The sequence below is a fragment of the Streptomyces sp. NPDC003023 genome, from assembly GCF_042888225.1.
In the GTDB taxonomy this organism is placed as follows: domain Bacteria; phylum Actinomycetota; class Actinomycetes; order Streptomycetales; family Streptomycetaceae; genus Streptomyces.
Genome location: NZ_JBIAPL010000001.1, coordinates 570,239 through 584,755, shown reverse-complemented (window position 1 = coordinate 584,755; position 14,517 = coordinate 570,239). Strand labels below are relative to the sequence as shown.

The window sequence follows — 14,517 nt, the reverse complement described above, 5'->3', positions numbered from 1 at the left end:
GAGCCCGCAGCAGCCCGGCGGCGCGCGAATCGGCAGAGGCCCGGCACCAACCCTCCAGCCGTCCCACAGCGTCAGGCGGCAGCGACGACCAGGCCCCGGGCCCGCGGGGTCCGGCTCGAAGTCCGCAGGCGGCGCCAGCCCGCAGCGACGGGCCCCGAGCCCACAGGGTCCGGCACCGAGCCCGCAGCAGCCCGGCGGCGCGCGAATCGGCAGAGGCCCGGCACCAACCCTCCAGCCGTCCCACAGCGTCAGGCGGCAGCGACGACCAGGCCCAGGGTCCGCAGGGTCCGGCTCGAAGTCCGCAGCGGGGCTTCGGCGCGGGCCCACAGCGCGCGGGCGGCGTCAGCCGCCCCCGTGGGCAACGCAGAACGGGCGTGAGCCGCAGTGCAACGCGGCTCACGCCCGTGACGTTTGCGGGTGGTGCTGCGCCGACACGGCACCACCCCCACCGGCGAACCGGTGATACGTCACCTTCGTACACGCGCACGCCCCTTCGCGACGGTTGCAAAGGGTTGCATCCTTGTGTGGCACAACACGGCGCGCGACGGCCACGCGGGAGGGAGTATGGGGTCGGCCACCCCCGCACTCCGGACGCCGGCGTCGCCGAGGAGGACCCGTGAAGCCCACCAAGCCCGAGAAGCCCATGAAGAACACATCGCTCGATCTGGCCAGGCTCGCCGCCATGGACACCGCAGAGGCCCTGCGGCTTCTGCAGGGTGTGCGGGACGCCGCCCTCTCCGGCCGCCGGCCGGAGGTCGGGCCGCGCGCGGACATCGACGAGTCGTGGCAGCGGATGCTGGACCGGGGTGTGGATCCGGACCGGGACCGCAGGGCCGGGTTGCTCCCGCCGGCGGAGCTCGAACGCCGCAGGCGCGCCTCGCCGCTGCTGGAGGTGCTGCCGGTGCTGCGTGAGGGCCTGGTCTCGATGGCGGAGGCCGGCCGGCACATCATGGTCGTCGCGGACGCGGAGGGCCGGCTGCTGTGGCGGGAGGGCAGCGCGGCGGTCCTGCGCAAGGGCGACTCGCACGGCTTTGTGCCGGGCGCCGACTGGAACGAGGAACTGGTCGGCACGAACGGCGTCGGCACTCCCCTGGTGTCCAGGCGTCCCGTACAGGTGCACTCGGCCGAGCACTTCGTCTCCACACATCACACGTGGACGTGCGCGGGAGCGCCGATAACCGACCCGCGGGACGGCCGTCTGGTCGGTGTGGTCGACATCAGCGGTCCGCTGTCGACCATGCATCCGGCGACGCTGGCGCTGGTCACCTCGGTCACCCGGCTCGCGGAGGCCGAGCTGCGCAACCGCCATCACCAGACGCTCGACCGGCTGCGCAGCGTCGCGTCGCCGCTGCTGGCGCGGCTGGGCGGCCGGGCACTGGCGGTCGACGCGAACGGCTGGCCGGCCGCCGTGGTGGGGATGGCGCCGACGGGCCGCCTGGCACTGCCGAAAGCGGTCAGGGCGGGCCGACTGTGGCTGCCGTCGCTCGGCATGAGCACGATCGAGCCGCTGCCGGGCGGCTGGCTGGTGCGGCCGGACGACGCCGGTCCCGGCGCGTCGGCTCCCGGCCGCGTGGTGCTGGACCTCAGCACGCCGCGGCGGCCCTCCGTCACCGTCTCGGGCGGTTCGGGGAGCTGGTCGCACGAGCTCAGTCCGCGCCACGCGGAGCTGCTGTACGTGCTGGCGAGGCACCGTGACGGAAGGACGGCGGCGCAGCTCGCGCAGGACATATTCGCGGATCCGACGCGGACGGTGACCGTGCGGGCGGAGATGTCCCGGCTGCGGCGGCACCTGGCGCAGGTCCTGGCCCACCGGCCGTACCGGTTCGCCGAGGAGGTCGAGGTGGAACTCGTCGTACCGGACCTCCCCGCGGACCTGCTGCCGCACTCGACCGCCCCGGCCGTGCGGCAGGGACGTCGGTCGTGATTCCCTGGCGCGCATGAGCACCATCACCGTGACCACCTGGTCCCTGGAACAGACCTCGCCCGCGGACCTGCGGCCGGCGGCCGACCCCGGCGACGGCATACGCATCGCGCGGGCCGAGGTGCCCTCGCCTGAGTTCAGCCGGTTCCTCTACGCGTCGGTCGGGGGCGACATCCGCTGGACCGACCGGCTCGGCATGACGTACGCCGAGTGGCAGAAGTGGCTTGACCGGCCGGGGGTCGAGACCTGGGTCGCGTACGACAGGGGGACACCGGCCGGGTACGTCGAGTTCGAGGCGCAGGCCGGCGGGACGGTGGAGATCCACTACTTCGGGCTGATCCCGGCGTTCCGTGGCCGCCGGATCGGCGGTCATCTGCTGTCGGTCGGCGTGGCCCGCGCCTGGGACCTTGCCGACCGGTGGCCAGGGCTGCCGCCGACGGAGCGGGTGTGGCTGCACACCTGTTCCAAGGACGGACCGCACGCGATGGACAACTACCTGCGCCGCGGGTTCCGCCTGTTCGACACCAAGGTCAAGGAGGAGGCCGAGACGGAGACCCCCGGCCCCTGGCCCGGCGCCGCGCTCTGAACGGCCCTCGTACCGAACCATCAGTGACCCACACCACCCACGGCCCGAGCACCCGAGCAGCCTGAGCACCCGAGCGGCCGGCCGGCAAGCCGTCAAGCCGGCCGTTGAGCCGGCTGCCGGGGCAGCCTCAGGCTCGGTTGCCGCCCCACGGGCGGCGTACCGCGCGCGCTTCGCCCGGCGGGGCGCTTCCCCTACGGCCTGGCGGCCGTGGGTGGGAGCACCTCCCCCACCGCCGGACACGGGGAAGCGCCCCCGTCGGGCCGGATCCCGCTCCGCGGTGAACCGTCCCGTCGGCGCGACGGCGTACGTTCTCCGGTGACCCATGACACACTGTCTCGTGATGCGAGACAGTCTTGTCCACATCCTGGATGAAGGTGGACTGGGTCCAAAGTCCCATGACACGCTTCCGTCATGTCCAGCACTGGAATTGCCTTGGTGAGTCGGCGGCACGTCGACCTCGGCCGCATGTCCAGCGCCATCTGTCCGGCCTGCTGACAGCCCAGCACCGCCGCACTCAAGACTCTCTTCACCCCGCCCTGCGCACCGTCGCGCTTCTCGCGAGTGTGCAGCTCAGAGCCGCCCTCCTGCAGTCTCGAAGGACTATCACCATGGCCGCCAGCCCTGAAAAGCCCTCTTCAGTCACGCCTCGCCGCAAGGCCGGACGCCACCGTGGCGAGGGCCAGTGGGCCATGGGGCACCACACGCCCCTCAACGGCAACGAGCAGACCAAGAAGGACGACGACGGTCTCAACGTGCGGACACGTATTGAGACGGTCTACGCGCACCGGGGTTTCGACTCGATCGACGGCGCCGACCTTCGTGGCCGGATGCGCTGGTGGGGCCTGTACACCCAGCGCAAGCCCGGAATCGACGGCGGCAAGACCGCGATCCTGGAGCCGGAGGAGCTGGACGACGAGTACTTCATGCTCCGGGTGCGCATCGACGGTGGCCGGCTGACCACCGAGCAGCTCCGGATCATCGGTGAGATCTCGCAGGAGTTCGCCCGCGGCACCGCGGACCTCACCGACCGGCAGAACGTCCAGTTCCACTGGATCCGCATCGAGGACGTCCCCGAGATCTGGCGGCGCCTGGAGGCGGTGGGCCTGTCGACGACCGAGGCCTGCGGGGACACTCCCCGCACCATCCTCGGCTCTCCGGTCGCCGGCATCGCCGCCGACGAGATCGTCGACGGCAGCCCCGCCATCGACGAGATCCACCGCCGCTACATCGGCGACAAGGAGTTCTCCAACCTGCCGCGGAAGTTCAAGACCGCGGTCTCCGGCTCGCCGCTGCTCGACGTCGCGCACGAGATCAACGACGTGGCCTTCGTCGGCGTGAACCACCCCGAGCACGGGCCCGGTTTCGACCTCTGGGTCGGCGGCGGCCTGTCCACCAACCCCAAGCTCGGCGTCCGGCTCGGCGCCTGGGTACCGGTGGAGGAGGTGCCGGACGCGTGGGTCGGCGTGATCTCGATCTTCCGCGACTACGGCTACCGCCGGCTGCGCAACCGCGCCCGCCTGAAGTTCCTGGTCGCCGACTGGGGCCCCGAGAAGTTCCGCCAGGTCCTCGAGGACGAGTACCTGAAGCGCAAGCTCGTCGACGGCCCCGCGCCCGAGCAGCCCGCGCAGCAGTGGCGCGACCACGTCGGCGTCCACGCCCAGAACGACGGGCGTTTCTACGTCGGCTTCGCGCCGCGCGTCGGCCGGGTCGACGGAGCGACCCTCAGCAAGATCGCCGAGCTGGCGGAGACCCACGGCTCCGGCCGGGTGCGCACCACCGCCGAGCAGAAGATGATCGTTCTCGACGTGACGCAGGACCAGGTCGACTCGCTGGTCTCCGGCCTGGAGGCGCTGGACCTGCGGGTCACGCCGTCGCCGTTCCGGCGGGGCACGATGGCCTGCACCGGCATCGAGTTCTGCAAGCTGGCCATCGTCGAGACCAAGGGGCGCGGCTCCGCCCTGATCGACGAACTCGAGCGCCGGCTGCCGGAGTTCGACGAGCCGCTCACGATCAACATCAACGGCTGCCCCAACGCCTGCGCCCGTATCCAGACCGCGGACATCGGTCTCAAGGGCCAGCTCATGCTGGACGACGAGGGCAACCAGGTCGAGGGCTACCAGGTGCACCTCGGCGGTGCGCTGGGTCTCGACCCGGCGTTCGGCCGCAAGGTGCGCGGTCTGAAGGTCACCTCGGCCGAGCTGCCCGACTACGTCGAGCGGGTCCTCGGGCGCTTCGCGGCGGAGCGCGAGGACGGCGAGCGCTTCGCGACGTGGGCGGCGCGCGCCTCGGAAGAGGCCCTCTCATGAGCGAGCGGGCCGCGCCGTTCTACTGCCCGTACTGCGGCGACGAGGATCTGCGTCCCAGCGAAGAGGGCCACGGCGCCTGGGAATGCACGGCGTGCAATCGGGCCTTCCAGTTGAAGTTCCTCGGTCTGCTGACCCGGGGTCTTCAGCGCAATGACGGTGGAGGGGAAGAGACATGACGACGGTTCAGGCCGAGCGGGATCTCAAGTCGCTGGCCGAGCAGGCGGGACGGGACCTCGAGGAGGCGTCCGCCCTGGAGATCCTCGAGTGGGCCACCGAGACCTTCGGTCCGCGTTTCTGCGTCACCTCCTCGATGGAGGACGCGGTGGTCGCCCACCTGGCCTCCCGCGCCATGCCCGGTGTGGACGTCGTCTTCCTCGACACCGGCTACCACTTCGAGGAGACCATCGGCACCCGCGACGCGGTGGACGCGGTGATGGACGTCAACGTCATCACGCTCACCCCCCGGCAGACGGTCGCCGAGCAGGACGCGGAGTACGGCCCGAGGCTGCACGACCGCGACCCCGACCTGTGCTGCGCCCTGCGCAAGGTCAAGCCGCTCGAGGAGGGCCTGACCGGATACGACGCGTGGGCGACCGGCCTGCGCCGCGACGAGTCCCCGACCCGGGCGAACACCCCGGTCGTCGGCTGGGACGAGAAGCGGCGGAAGGTCAAGGTCTCCCCGATCGCCCGCTGGACGCAGGACGACGTGGACGCCTACGCAGCCGAGCACGGCGTGCTCACCAACCCGCTGCTGATGGACGGCTACGCCTCCGTCGGCTGTGCGCCCTGCACCCGCCGGGTGCTGGAGGGCGAGGACGCCCGCGCCGGCCGCTGGGCCGGGCGCGGCAAGACCGAGTGCGGGCTGCACGGCTGATGACGACCGATCAGATTTCTTTGGAGAACGACGTGACCGGAGCCACGATCTGGCTCACGGGTCTGCCGAGCGCCGGCAAGACCACCATCGCGTACGAGCTGGCCGGCCGGCTGCGCGCCGAGGGCCACCGCATCGAGCTGCTCGACGGCGACGAGATCCGCGAGTTCCTCTCGGCAGGTTTGGGCTTCAGCCGCGAGGACCGGCACACCAATGTGCAGCGGATCGGCTTTGTCGCCGAACTGCTCGCGTCCAACGGCGTGAAGGTGCTGGTGCCGGTCATCGCCCCGTACGCGGACAGCCGTGAGGCGGTGCGGGGGCGCCACCAGCGGGAGGGCACGCCGTACGTGGAGGTGCACGTCGCCACTCCGGTCGAGGTGTGCTCCGAGCGCGACGTGAAGGGCCTCTACGCGAAGCAGGCCGCCGGCGAGATCAGCGGGCTGACCGGCGTCGACGACCCGTACGAGGAGCCCGAGACGCCCGATCTGCGGATCGAGTCCCAGAACCAGACCGTGCAGGAGTCAGCGGCAGCCGTCCATGCGCTGCTCACCGAGAGGGGCCTGGCATGACGACCGTCGCCACTGTCCAAGAGGGCACGGACAGCCCGTACGCGCTGTCCCACCTGGACGCGCTCGAGTCCGAAGCGGTGCACATCTTCCGCGAGGTGGCGGGGGAGTTCGAGCGGCCGGTGATCCTCTTCTCCGGCGGCAAGGACTCGATCGTCATGCTGCATCTGGCGCTGAAGGCGTTCGCCCCGGCGGCTGTGCCGTTCACCCTGCTGCACGTGGACACCGGGCACAACTTCCCCGAGGTCCTCGAGTACCGCGACCGCACGGTGGCGCGGCACGGGCTGCGGCTCCATGTCGCCTCCGTGCAGGAGTACATCGACGCCGGGAAGCTGCGCGAGCGCCCCGACGGGACGCGCAACCCGCTGCAGACGGTGCCGCTGACCGAGGCGATCCAGCAGCACCGTTTCGACGCGGTGTTCGGCGGCGGCCGGCGCGACGAGGAGAAGGCCCGCGCCAAGGAGCGGGTGTTCAGCCTCCGCGACGAGTTCTCCCAGTGGGACCCGCGCCGTCAGCGCCCCGAGCTGTGGCAGCTCTACAACGGCCGCCACGCCCCCGGTGAGCACGTGCGGGTCTTCCCGCTGTCGAACTGGACCGAGCTCGACGTCTGGCAGTACATCCAGCGCGAGAAGATCGAGCTGCCCCAGATCTACTTCGCGCACGAGCGTGACGTGTTCAAGCGCTCCGGCATGTGGCTGACCGCCGGCGAGTGGGGCGGCGCGAAGGACGACGAGACGGTCGAGAAGCGGCTGGTCCGCTACCGCACGGTCGGCGACATGTCCTGCACCGGCGCCGTCGACTCCGACGCCACCACACTCGACGCCGTGATCGCCGAGATCGCCGCCTCCCGCCTCACCGAGCGGGGCGCCACCCGCGCCGACGACAAGCTGTCAGAGGCCGCGATGGAAGACCGCAAGCGCGAAGGGTACTTCTAAAGATGAGCACCTCGACCGAGCAACTCGGCGACCTGTCGGCCACCACCCTGCTGCGTTTCGCGACCGCGGGATCCGTCGACGACGGCAAGTCCACCCTGGTGGGACGGCTGCTGCACGACTCCAAGTCGGTCCTCGCCGACCAGCTGGAGGCCGTGGAGCACGCCTCCCGCAGCCGCGGCCAGGAAGCCCCGGACCTGGCGCTGCTCACCGACGGCCTGCGGGCCGAGCGCGAGCAGGGCATCACCATCGACGTGGCCTACCGCTACTTCGCGACGCCTCGGCGGCGGTTCATCCTCGCCGACACCCCCGGGCATGTGCAGTACACCCGGAACATGGTGACCGGCGCCTCGACCGCCGAGCTCGCCGTCGTCCTGGTCGACGCCCGCAACGGTGTCGTCGAGCAGACCCGCCGGCACGCCGCGGTCGCCGCGCTGCTGCGCGTCCCGCACGTGGTCCTGGCCGTGAACAAGATGGACCTCGTCGACTACGCGGAGCCCGTCTTCGCGAAGATTGCCGAGGAGTTCACCGCGTACGCCTCCGAGCTGGGCGTCCCGGAGATCACGGCGATCCCGATCTCGGCGCTCGCCGGTGACAACGTGGTGGACCCGTCCGCCAACATGGACTGGTACGGCGGTCCCACGGTCCTCGAGCACCTCGAGACCGTGCCCGTCAGCCACGACCTGGCCACCTGCCACGCCCGGCTTCCCGTGCAGTACGTGATCCGTCCGCAGACTGCGGAGCACCCCGACTACCGCGGTTACGCCGGCCAGATCGCCGCCGGCGCCTTCCGTGTCGGCGAGTCGGTCACCGTGCTGCCCTCGGGCCGCACCTCCAAGGTCTCGGGCATCGACCTGCTGGGCGAGTCCGTGGACGTCGCATGGACGCCGCAGTCGGTCACCCTGCTGCTCGAGGACGACATCGACGTCTCCCGCGGCGACATCATCGTGCCGACCGGTGACGCCCCGCCGACCACGCAGGACGTCGAGGCGACCGTCTGCCACGTCGCGGACCGGCCGCTCGCCGTCGGCCAGCGGGTGCTGCTCAAGCACACCACCCGCACGGTGAAGGCGATCGTCAAGGAGATCCCGTCCAGGCTGACCCTCGACGACCTCTCCCAGCACCCGTCCCCGGGGCAGCTCGTCGCCAACGACATCGGCCGTGTGAAGGTGCGCACCGCCGAGCCGCTCGCGCTCGACTCGTACGCGCACTCCCGCCGCACCGGTTCGTTCCTGCTGATCGACCCTGCCGACGGCACGACCCTCGCGGCCGGCATGGCGGGCGACGCCTTCGCCGCCGAGACCGCGGCGCCCGTGGCGGACGTGGCGGACGAGGACGGCTGGGACTTCTGATGACCGACGTCCACTCGACCTTCGCCAAGGAGGGCGGCCGCGTGGGTTGGGGGTCCCCCCGGACGAAGTCCGGGGGAGGCGTCCTCGGCGCGGGCACGGGCGGGGTGGCGCGATGTGCGTGACGACGTACGCGCACCGCACGCGCGCCCTCCGCTTCCCGCACCGAAGACCCGTTTGTCCACCGACGCCCCGGCCACGTCCGACATGACGTAGGACCGGGCCTACGAGAGGAAACCCTCCCGTGCAAGCCACTCGCACCTTCCTGGGACGCGGCCTCGCCGCCGCGGCCGTGCTGCCGCTCCTGGCCGTGGTCCTGACGGCCTGCGGCTACGGCTCCCAGGCCAGGGACGACTCGGTGGTGCACGCCGCCGAGGGCGAGAAGACCGACGGTCTCGACACCGTCAGGATCGGCTACTTCCCCAATCTCACCCATGCGACCGCGCTGGTGGGTGACCGGGAGGGCTTCCTCCAGAAGGAACTGGGCGGGACCCGGGTCGCGACGGCGAGCTTCAACGCCGGCCCCTCCGAGATCGAGGCGCTGAACGCCGGTTCGATCGACATCGGCTTCATCGGCCCCTCCCCCGCGATCAACGGCTACGTCAGGTCGGGCGGCAGCAACCTGCGGATCATCGGCGGTGCCGCCTCCGGCGGTGTGAAGCTCGTCGTGAACCCGAAGAAGATCAAGTCCCTGGCAGACGTCAAGGGCAAGAGGATCGCCACCCCTCAGCTCGGCAACACGCAGGACGTGGCGTTCCTCAACTGGATCGCCGAGCAGGGCTGGAAGGTCGACTCCCAGACCGGCAAGGGCGACGTCTCCGTGGTCCGCACGGAGAACAAGGTCACTCCGAACGCCTATCTGTCCGGCTCCGTCGACGGTGCCTGGGTGCCGGAGCCGACCGCGTCGAAGCTGGTGAGCGACGGCGCGAAGGTACTGCTCGACGAGTCGGACCTGTGGCCCGGCGGAAAGTTCGTGATCACGAACATCGTCGTGTCGCAGAAGTTCCTCGACAAGCACCCGGCGGTCGTCGAGGCGGTGCTGCGCGGCACGGTGAAGACCAACCGGTGGATCAACGCCGATCCCCGGAGGGCGAAGGCGTCGGCCAACGCCAAGCTCGGTGAACTGACCGGCAAGCAGCTGCCGCCCGAGGTGATCGACCCGGCGTGGAAGTCGCTGCGGTTCACCGACGACCCGCTGGCCGCGACGCTCGAGGCACAGGCGGACCACGCGGTGCGGGCCGGGCTGCTGGAGCGGCCCGACCTCGCCGGGATCTACGACCTGAAGCCGCTGAACAAGGTCCTCGCAGCCCAGGGCGGGCCCGCGTTCGCCGACGCCGGGCTCGGCGTCAAGTAACCCGTAACAGCCGAGTTCCCAGGAGGTGACGACCATGGCCACAGCGATCGCCGAGGCCGAGGACCGCGTGAGCACCGAGCAGTCGTACGCGGCTCGTATCGGGCATGTCTCCAAGTCCTTCAACGGGCCCGCCGGGCCGCAGCTGGTGCTGGACGACATCACGCTCGATGTCGCGCCGGGCGAGTTCGTCACCCTCCTGGGGGCGTCCGGCTGCGGCAAGTCGACGCTGCTGAACCTGGTCGCGGGGCTCGACCGGCCGACCGCGGGGTCCATCGAGACCCCCAATGGACGGCCCGCGCTGATGTTCCAGGAGCACGCGCTGTTCCCGTGGCTGACCGCGGGCAAGAACATCGAGCTCGCGCTCAGGCTGCGCGGCGTGCCCAAGTCGCAGCGCCGGGGCGAGGCCGAGCGGCTGCTGGAGCTGGTGCGGCTCGGCGGCGCGTACCGCAAGCGGGTGCACGAGCTGTCCGGCGGTATGCGGCAGCGGGTCGCCATGGCCCGCGCGCTGGCGCAGGACAGCCAACTGCTGCTGATGGACGAACCGTTCGCGGCGCTCGACGCCATCACCCGCGATGTGCTGCACGACGAGCTGACCCGGATCTGGCGGGAGACGAACGTCTCCGTCCTGTTCGTCACGCACAACGTCCGTGAGGCGGTGCGGCTCGCGCAGCGGGTGGTGCTGCTGTCGTCGCGGCCGGGACGGGTGGCGCGCGAGTGGACCGTGGACATCGAGCAGCCGCGACGTATCGAGGACACCGCGGTGGCGGAGCTGTCCGTCGAGATCACCGAAGAACTGCGTGGGGAGATCCGCCGACATGGCCAGCACTGACACGACCTCGACCTCTGCCTCTGGCTCTGGCTCTGGCTCTGCCTCTGGCTCTGGCTCTGGCTCTGGCGCGGCCGCCGCCGGGAAGGGCGCGGGCAAGGCCGACGACCTGGCAGGTCTGGAGGCCGGGCTCGACGCGCTGGACGCGGTGCAGGTGAACCGCACGCCGGTGCGCGAGGTGCTGCTGAAGAAGGTGCTGCCGCCGCTCACGGCCGTGGCACTGGTCGTCGTCGCCTGGCAACTGCTGGTGCTGACGGAGGTCACCGAGGACTACAAGCTGCCGTCGCCGTCCGCGGTGTGGGACAGCGTGTCCGACATGTGGTTGCAGGGCACACTGTTCGAGGTCATCTGGACCAGCGTCTCCCGCGGTCTGCTGGGCTTCCTGCTGGCTCTCGCGATCGGCACCCCGCTCGGACTGCTGGTCGCCCGGGTCAGGTTCGTCCGTGCCGCCATCGGGCCGATCCTCTCGGGTCTGCAGTCGCTGCCGTCCGTGGCCTGGGTGCCGCCTGCGGTGATCTGGCTCGGCCTCAACGACAAGATGATGTTCGCCGTGATCCTGCTGGGCGCCGTCCCCTCGATCGCGAACGGACTGGTGTCCGGCGTCGACCAGGTGCCGCCGCTGTTCCTGCGGGCCGGCCGCACGCTCGGCGCGACCGGGCTGAGGGGCGCCTGGCACATCGTGATGCCGGCGGCGCTGCCCGGCTACGTGGCGGGTCTGAAGCAGGGCTGGGCGTTCTCCTGGCGTTCGCTGATGGCCGCGGAGATCATCGCCTCCTCGCCCGACCTCGGCCTCGGGCTCGGCCAGTTGCTGGAGAACGGCCGCAACAACGCCGACATGCCGGGCGTGTTCCTCGCCATCATCCTCATCCTGATCGTCGGCATCGCGATCGACCTGCTGATCTTCAGTCCGCTGGAGCGGTGGGTGCTGCGCAGCCGCGGTCTTCTCGTCAGGAGCTGAGCGGCGATGCACCCTCCTGTCCTCCTCGTCGTCGCGCACGGCAGCCGCGAACCGCGGCACGCCGCGACCGTCCACGCCCTGACCCGGCTGGTGCGGGAGCTGCGGCCGGGGCTGCGCGTCGAGACGGCGTTCCTCGAGTTCAACGCCCCCTCGGTGCCACAGGTCCTCGGGCTGCTGGCGGCCGATGGAGTACGGGACGTGGTGGCGCAGCCACTGCTGCTGACACGCGCCTTCCACGCCAAGTCGGACATCCCCGCCGTGCTGCGGCAGGCGCCTTCGACGCTGCGGATCCGGCAGGCCGAGGTCCTCGGCCCGTCGCCGCTGCTGCTCGCCGCGGTCGAGCGGCGGCTGTACGAGGCGGGCCTCACGCCCGCCGACAAGAGCTCGACGGGCCTGGTACTGGCCGCGGCGGGCTCCACCGACCCGGAGGCGATCGCAGTGATCGCCGAAACAGCGCGGGAGCTGCGGCACACCGGTTGGTGCGCCGTGCGGCCTGCGTTCGCCTCCGCATCCCTTCCTCGCACGGAGGACGCCGTCCGCGCCCTCCGCGCGGACGGTTTCGCGCGCGTCGCCGTGGCCCCGTACGTGATCGCCCCGGGCCGGCTCCCCGACCGCATCGCGGCCGGCGCCGGTGAGGCGGACCTCGTGGCGGACGTGCTGGGGCCTTCGCCGGAGCTGGCGCGGCTGCTGCTGGACCGCTACGAAGAGGCGCGGGCCGGGCACCTGCTGGCGGTCACCGCGTAGCGGCGGATCACCGGGTGACGGGGGCGCTCCAGCGCGGGTCGCGTCCGGAGTCGGCGAGCGCCCGTTCGAAGGACGTCGCCGCGTCGGACACCGCGACAGGCTCGGCGAATCCGTCGTACTGGCGGTACACCTCGGCGTGCGCGGCGACCACGGACAGGACCAGCTCTCCGGTCGTCCCGGTGGTGCGGAACTCCTGTCCGGTGGCGCGGGCGAGGTCCCAGCCGTGGACGGCGAGCTCCTTGGTGATCAGCGAGGCGATCTCGGGCGCCGGCATGGCGGTGAACCCGAGGTCGATCTCCCCGTCCCAGACGGCCGGGTCCTGCCATGCCTCGAGTGCCCGGTCGATCTGGTCCGCGTAGCCCTGCGCCCAGCCGGCGTCGGCGGTGAAGTCCCGCGTGGTCAGCTCCTCTGGCAGCGGCTTGCGCAGAGCCCGGTGTTCGAGGCCGTGGGAGGTGTAGAGGACGAGGTGGTTGACGAGGGCCCTGACGTCCCAGTCGCCGCAGGGTGTCGGGCGGTCGAGCTCTGCGGCACCGACGCCGCGGACGACGCGCACCGCTTCCGCGGCGCATTCGGTCAGGGCGGGCAGCACGGTCTGCTTGTTCATGGCCGCGACGGTACGGCGGGCACCGGGGCCGGGTATTGAACAAACGCGACAGCCCCGGCCGGGACGGCGAGCGGCCCGGTCGGGTCCCTGCGGTGCCGGCTGCGTCGTCCACCCCGCCCGCTGATCGGACTACCGGTCGAGGACCAGGCTGCCGGTGCGGGCGCGCTTCAGCTCGAAGAGGCCGGAGTGGTTGGCCATGACCCGGAAGCTGTCGAAGAGCCGCACCGCCTCCTCGCCCCGCGGGATCGAGTTGAGCACCGGCCCGAACCAGACGGTGCCGTCGACGTGGATCGTCGGCGTGCCGACGTAGCCCTCGGCGCCCGGGTCCTTCCCGGCGTCGTGGCTTCGGCGGACGGCGTCGTCGTACGCGGGGTCGTGGGCCGCGTCGGCCAGTTCGGCGGGAAGGCCGAGCGCGGCGAGGGACTCCACGACGACCTCGTCGAAGTCCTCGTTCCGCTCCTGGTGGATGCGGGTGCCGAAGGCGGAGTACAGGTCGCGCAGCACGTCTTCGCCGTGTTGTTCGGCCGCGGCGGCGGCCACCCGCACCGGGCCGATCGACTTGTCGACCAGGTCCCGGTACCAGGCGGGGAGTTCGTTGCCGATGTTGTGGAGGTACAGGCTCATCACCCGGAAGCGGAGGTCGAGCGCACGCTCTCGTTCGACCTCCAGCATCCAGCGTGAGGTGATCCAGGCGAAGGGGCAGGCGGGATCGAAGTAGAAGTCGACGGCGGTGCTGCCGGCGGAGGTCCGCATGGTGGTCATGTCGCCGACCCTAGCCAGCAGGTGGCTCGCTCTCCTGGGCCACTCCGGCGCTGTTCGGCCGGGCCACTTGATCCCCGGACGAATGATCCGGTGGACCGGGAACAGCCGGGCGCCGGGCGGCCGCTGGGCGTCATTCGCGGGTCATCTCGACCAGCTCGACGACGGTGTTCCAGTTGCGGCTGGTGGCCGTCAGCCCCTTGAGCAGGCGGGGCCGGGAGAGCGCGGCGGCGAGCTTCGAGCGGCCGAGGCCGTCCGGTGCGTACAGATACAGGGCCCGGTCGCCGAGCCGGAACTCCTCCGGGACATAGGCCGCGGCGTCCACGGACGAGAAGCGCTCCGGGGCGACCGGCTCGGAGAAGTACGTGACGTGCAGTTGTCTGCCCTCGAGCGAGGCCGCGGGGAAGGGGCAGGCGTCGGCGACCGCGCGCAGGTATTCGGCGCTGCGGACCAAGGTGTCGACGCGGAAGCCGAAGGCCTTCTCGAGGGCCTGCTCCAGACCGGCGGCGAGCGCCTCCTCGTCGGTCTCCTCACTGCTGAAGACGGCGTTGCCGCTCTGCAGATAGGTGGCGACGCCTTCGTGCCCGAGACCGGTCAGCACAGCACGGAGTTCGGGCATGGGGACCCTTCTGCCGCCGCCCACGTTGATCCCGCGAAGAAGTGCCGCATACCTCGTCGTCATGCCTGAACGATAAAGCGGCCGCCGTGCCCCGTGGGGGAGGGCACGGCGACCGCCGGTTC

Annotated in this window: 16 protein-coding genes; 13 read left to right on the top strand and 3 right to left on the bottom strand. The window is 71.3% G+C overall.

Annotated elements, in window-relative coordinates; translation table 11 throughout:
• Positions 1 to 643 precede the first annotated feature (643 nt).
• The 13 genes from ACFYV1_RS02240 to ACFYV1_RS02180 all read left to right on the top strand — a co-directional run bounded on the left by ACFYV1_RS02240 (position 644) and on the right by ACFYV1_RS02180 (position 12,413).
• A complete protein-coding gene (locus ACFYV1_RS02240; protein WP_389394546.1) occupies positions 644 to 1,924 on the top strand; it encodes a GAF domain-containing protein in 1,281 nt (426 codons plus the stop codon).
• A gap of 13 nt (positions 1,925 to 1,937) precedes the next feature.
• Entirely contained in the window at positions 1,938 to 2,507 is a 570-nt protein-coding gene (locus ACFYV1_RS02235; protein WP_389393435.1) for a GNAT family N-acetyltransferase, read from the top strand.
• A gap of 411 nt (positions 2,508 to 2,918) precedes the next feature.
• Positions 2,919 to 3,002 carry a putative leader peptide gene (locus tag ACFYV1_RS02230; protein ID WP_310650533.1) on the top strand — a complete coding sequence of 28 codons (84 nt, stop codon included), beginning with the start codon at positions 2,919 to 2,921 and terminating at the stop codon, positions 3,000 to 3,002.
• 113 nt (positions 3,003 to 3,115) lie between these two features.
• A complete protein-coding gene (locus ACFYV1_RS02225; protein WP_389393434.1) occupies positions 3,116 to 4,813 on the top strand; it encodes a nitrite/sulfite reductase in 1,698 nt (565 codons plus the stop codon).
• Positions 4,810 to 4,989: a hypothetical protein gene (locus ACFYV1_RS02220; RefSeq protein WP_389393433.1), complete on the top strand. Its 180-nt coding sequence runs from the start codon at positions 4,810 to 4,812 to the stop codon at positions 4,987 to 4,989. The genes ACFYV1_RS02225 and ACFYV1_RS02220 overlap by 4 nt, the downstream gene beginning before the upstream one ends.
• Positions 4,986 to 5,687, top strand: a complete 702-nt coding sequence (locus ACFYV1_RS02215) for a phosphoadenylyl-sulfate reductase (protein WP_389393432.1) — start codon at positions 4,986 to 4,988, stop codon at positions 5,685 to 5,687. Before ACFYV1_RS02220 ends, ACFYV1_RS02215 begins: the two co-directional genes overlap by 4 nt.
• Complete coding sequence (gene cysC / locus ACFYV1_RS02210) at positions 5,687 to 6,253, top strand: adenylyl-sulfate kinase (RefSeq protein ID WP_389393431.1); 567 nt, start codon at positions 5,687 to 5,689, stop codon at positions 6,251 to 6,253. The genes ACFYV1_RS02215 and cysC overlap by 1 nt, the downstream gene beginning before the upstream one ends.
• Positions 6,250 to 7,185 carry a sulfate adenylyltransferase subunit CysD gene (cysD, locus tag ACFYV1_RS02205; RefSeq protein ID WP_389393430.1) on the top strand — a complete coding sequence of 312 codons (936 nt, stop codon included), beginning with the start codon at positions 6,250 to 6,252 and terminating at the stop codon, positions 7,183 to 7,185. Before cysC ends, cysD begins: the two co-directional genes overlap by 4 nt.
• Before the next feature lie 2 nt (positions 7,186 to 7,187).
• Positions 7,188 to 8,534 carry a sulfate adenylyltransferase subunit 1 gene (locus tag ACFYV1_RS02200; protein ID WP_389393429.1) on the top strand — a complete coding sequence of 449 codons (1,347 nt, stop codon included), beginning with the start codon at positions 7,188 to 7,190 and terminating at the stop codon, positions 8,532 to 8,534.
• 241 nt (positions 8,535 to 8,775) lie between these two features.
• A complete protein-coding gene (locus tag ACFYV1_RS02195) occupies positions 8,776 to 9,885 on the top strand; it encodes an aliphatic sulfonate ABC transporter substrate-binding protein (RefSeq protein WP_389393428.1) in 1,110 nt (369 codons plus the stop codon).
• A 34-nt stretch (positions 9,886 to 9,919) separates the two neighbouring features.
• Complete coding sequence (locus tag ACFYV1_RS02190) at positions 9,920 to 10,714, top strand: ABC transporter ATP-binding protein (RefSeq protein WP_389393427.1); 795 nt, start codon at positions 9,920 to 9,922, stop codon at positions 10,712 to 10,714.
• Positions 10,701 to 11,669, top strand: coding sequence for an ABC transporter permease (locus tag ACFYV1_RS02185; RefSeq protein WP_389393426.1), 969 nt, complete (start codon positions 10,701 to 10,703; stop codon positions 11,667 to 11,669). The genes ACFYV1_RS02190 and ACFYV1_RS02185 overlap by 14 nt, the downstream gene beginning before the upstream one ends.
• A 6-nt stretch (positions 11,670 to 11,675) precedes the next feature.
• A complete protein-coding gene (locus tag ACFYV1_RS02180) occupies positions 11,676 to 12,413 on the top strand; it encodes a sirohydrochlorin chelatase (protein WP_389393425.1) in 738 nt (245 codons plus the stop codon).
• A 7-nt stretch (positions 12,414 to 12,420) separates the two neighbouring features.
• On the opposite strand, the gene ACFYV1_RS02175 is transcribed toward ACFYV1_RS02180, so the two are convergent.
• The 3 genes from ACFYV1_RS02175 to ACFYV1_RS02165 form a co-directional block, all read right to left on the bottom strand.
• On the bottom strand, positions 12,421 to 13,017 hold the full coding sequence (locus tag ACFYV1_RS02175; RefSeq protein ID WP_389393424.1) for a TIGR03086 family metal-binding protein: 597 nt from the start codon (positions 13,015 to 13,017) through the stop codon (positions 12,421 to 12,423).
• Between the two features lie 129 nt (positions 13,018 to 13,146).
• A complete protein-coding gene (locus tag ACFYV1_RS02170) occupies positions 13,147 to 13,779 on the bottom strand; it encodes a DsbA family protein (protein ID WP_389393423.1) in 633 nt (210 codons plus the stop codon).
• 130 nt (positions 13,780 to 13,909) lie between these two features.
• Positions 13,910 to 14,458 carry a DUF1697 domain-containing protein gene (locus tag ACFYV1_RS02165; protein ID WP_389393422.1) on the bottom strand — a complete coding sequence of 183 codons (549 nt, stop codon included), beginning with the start codon at positions 14,456 to 14,458 and terminating at the stop codon, positions 13,910 to 13,912.
• Between the last annotated feature and the right edge of the window lie 59 nt (positions 14,459 to 14,517).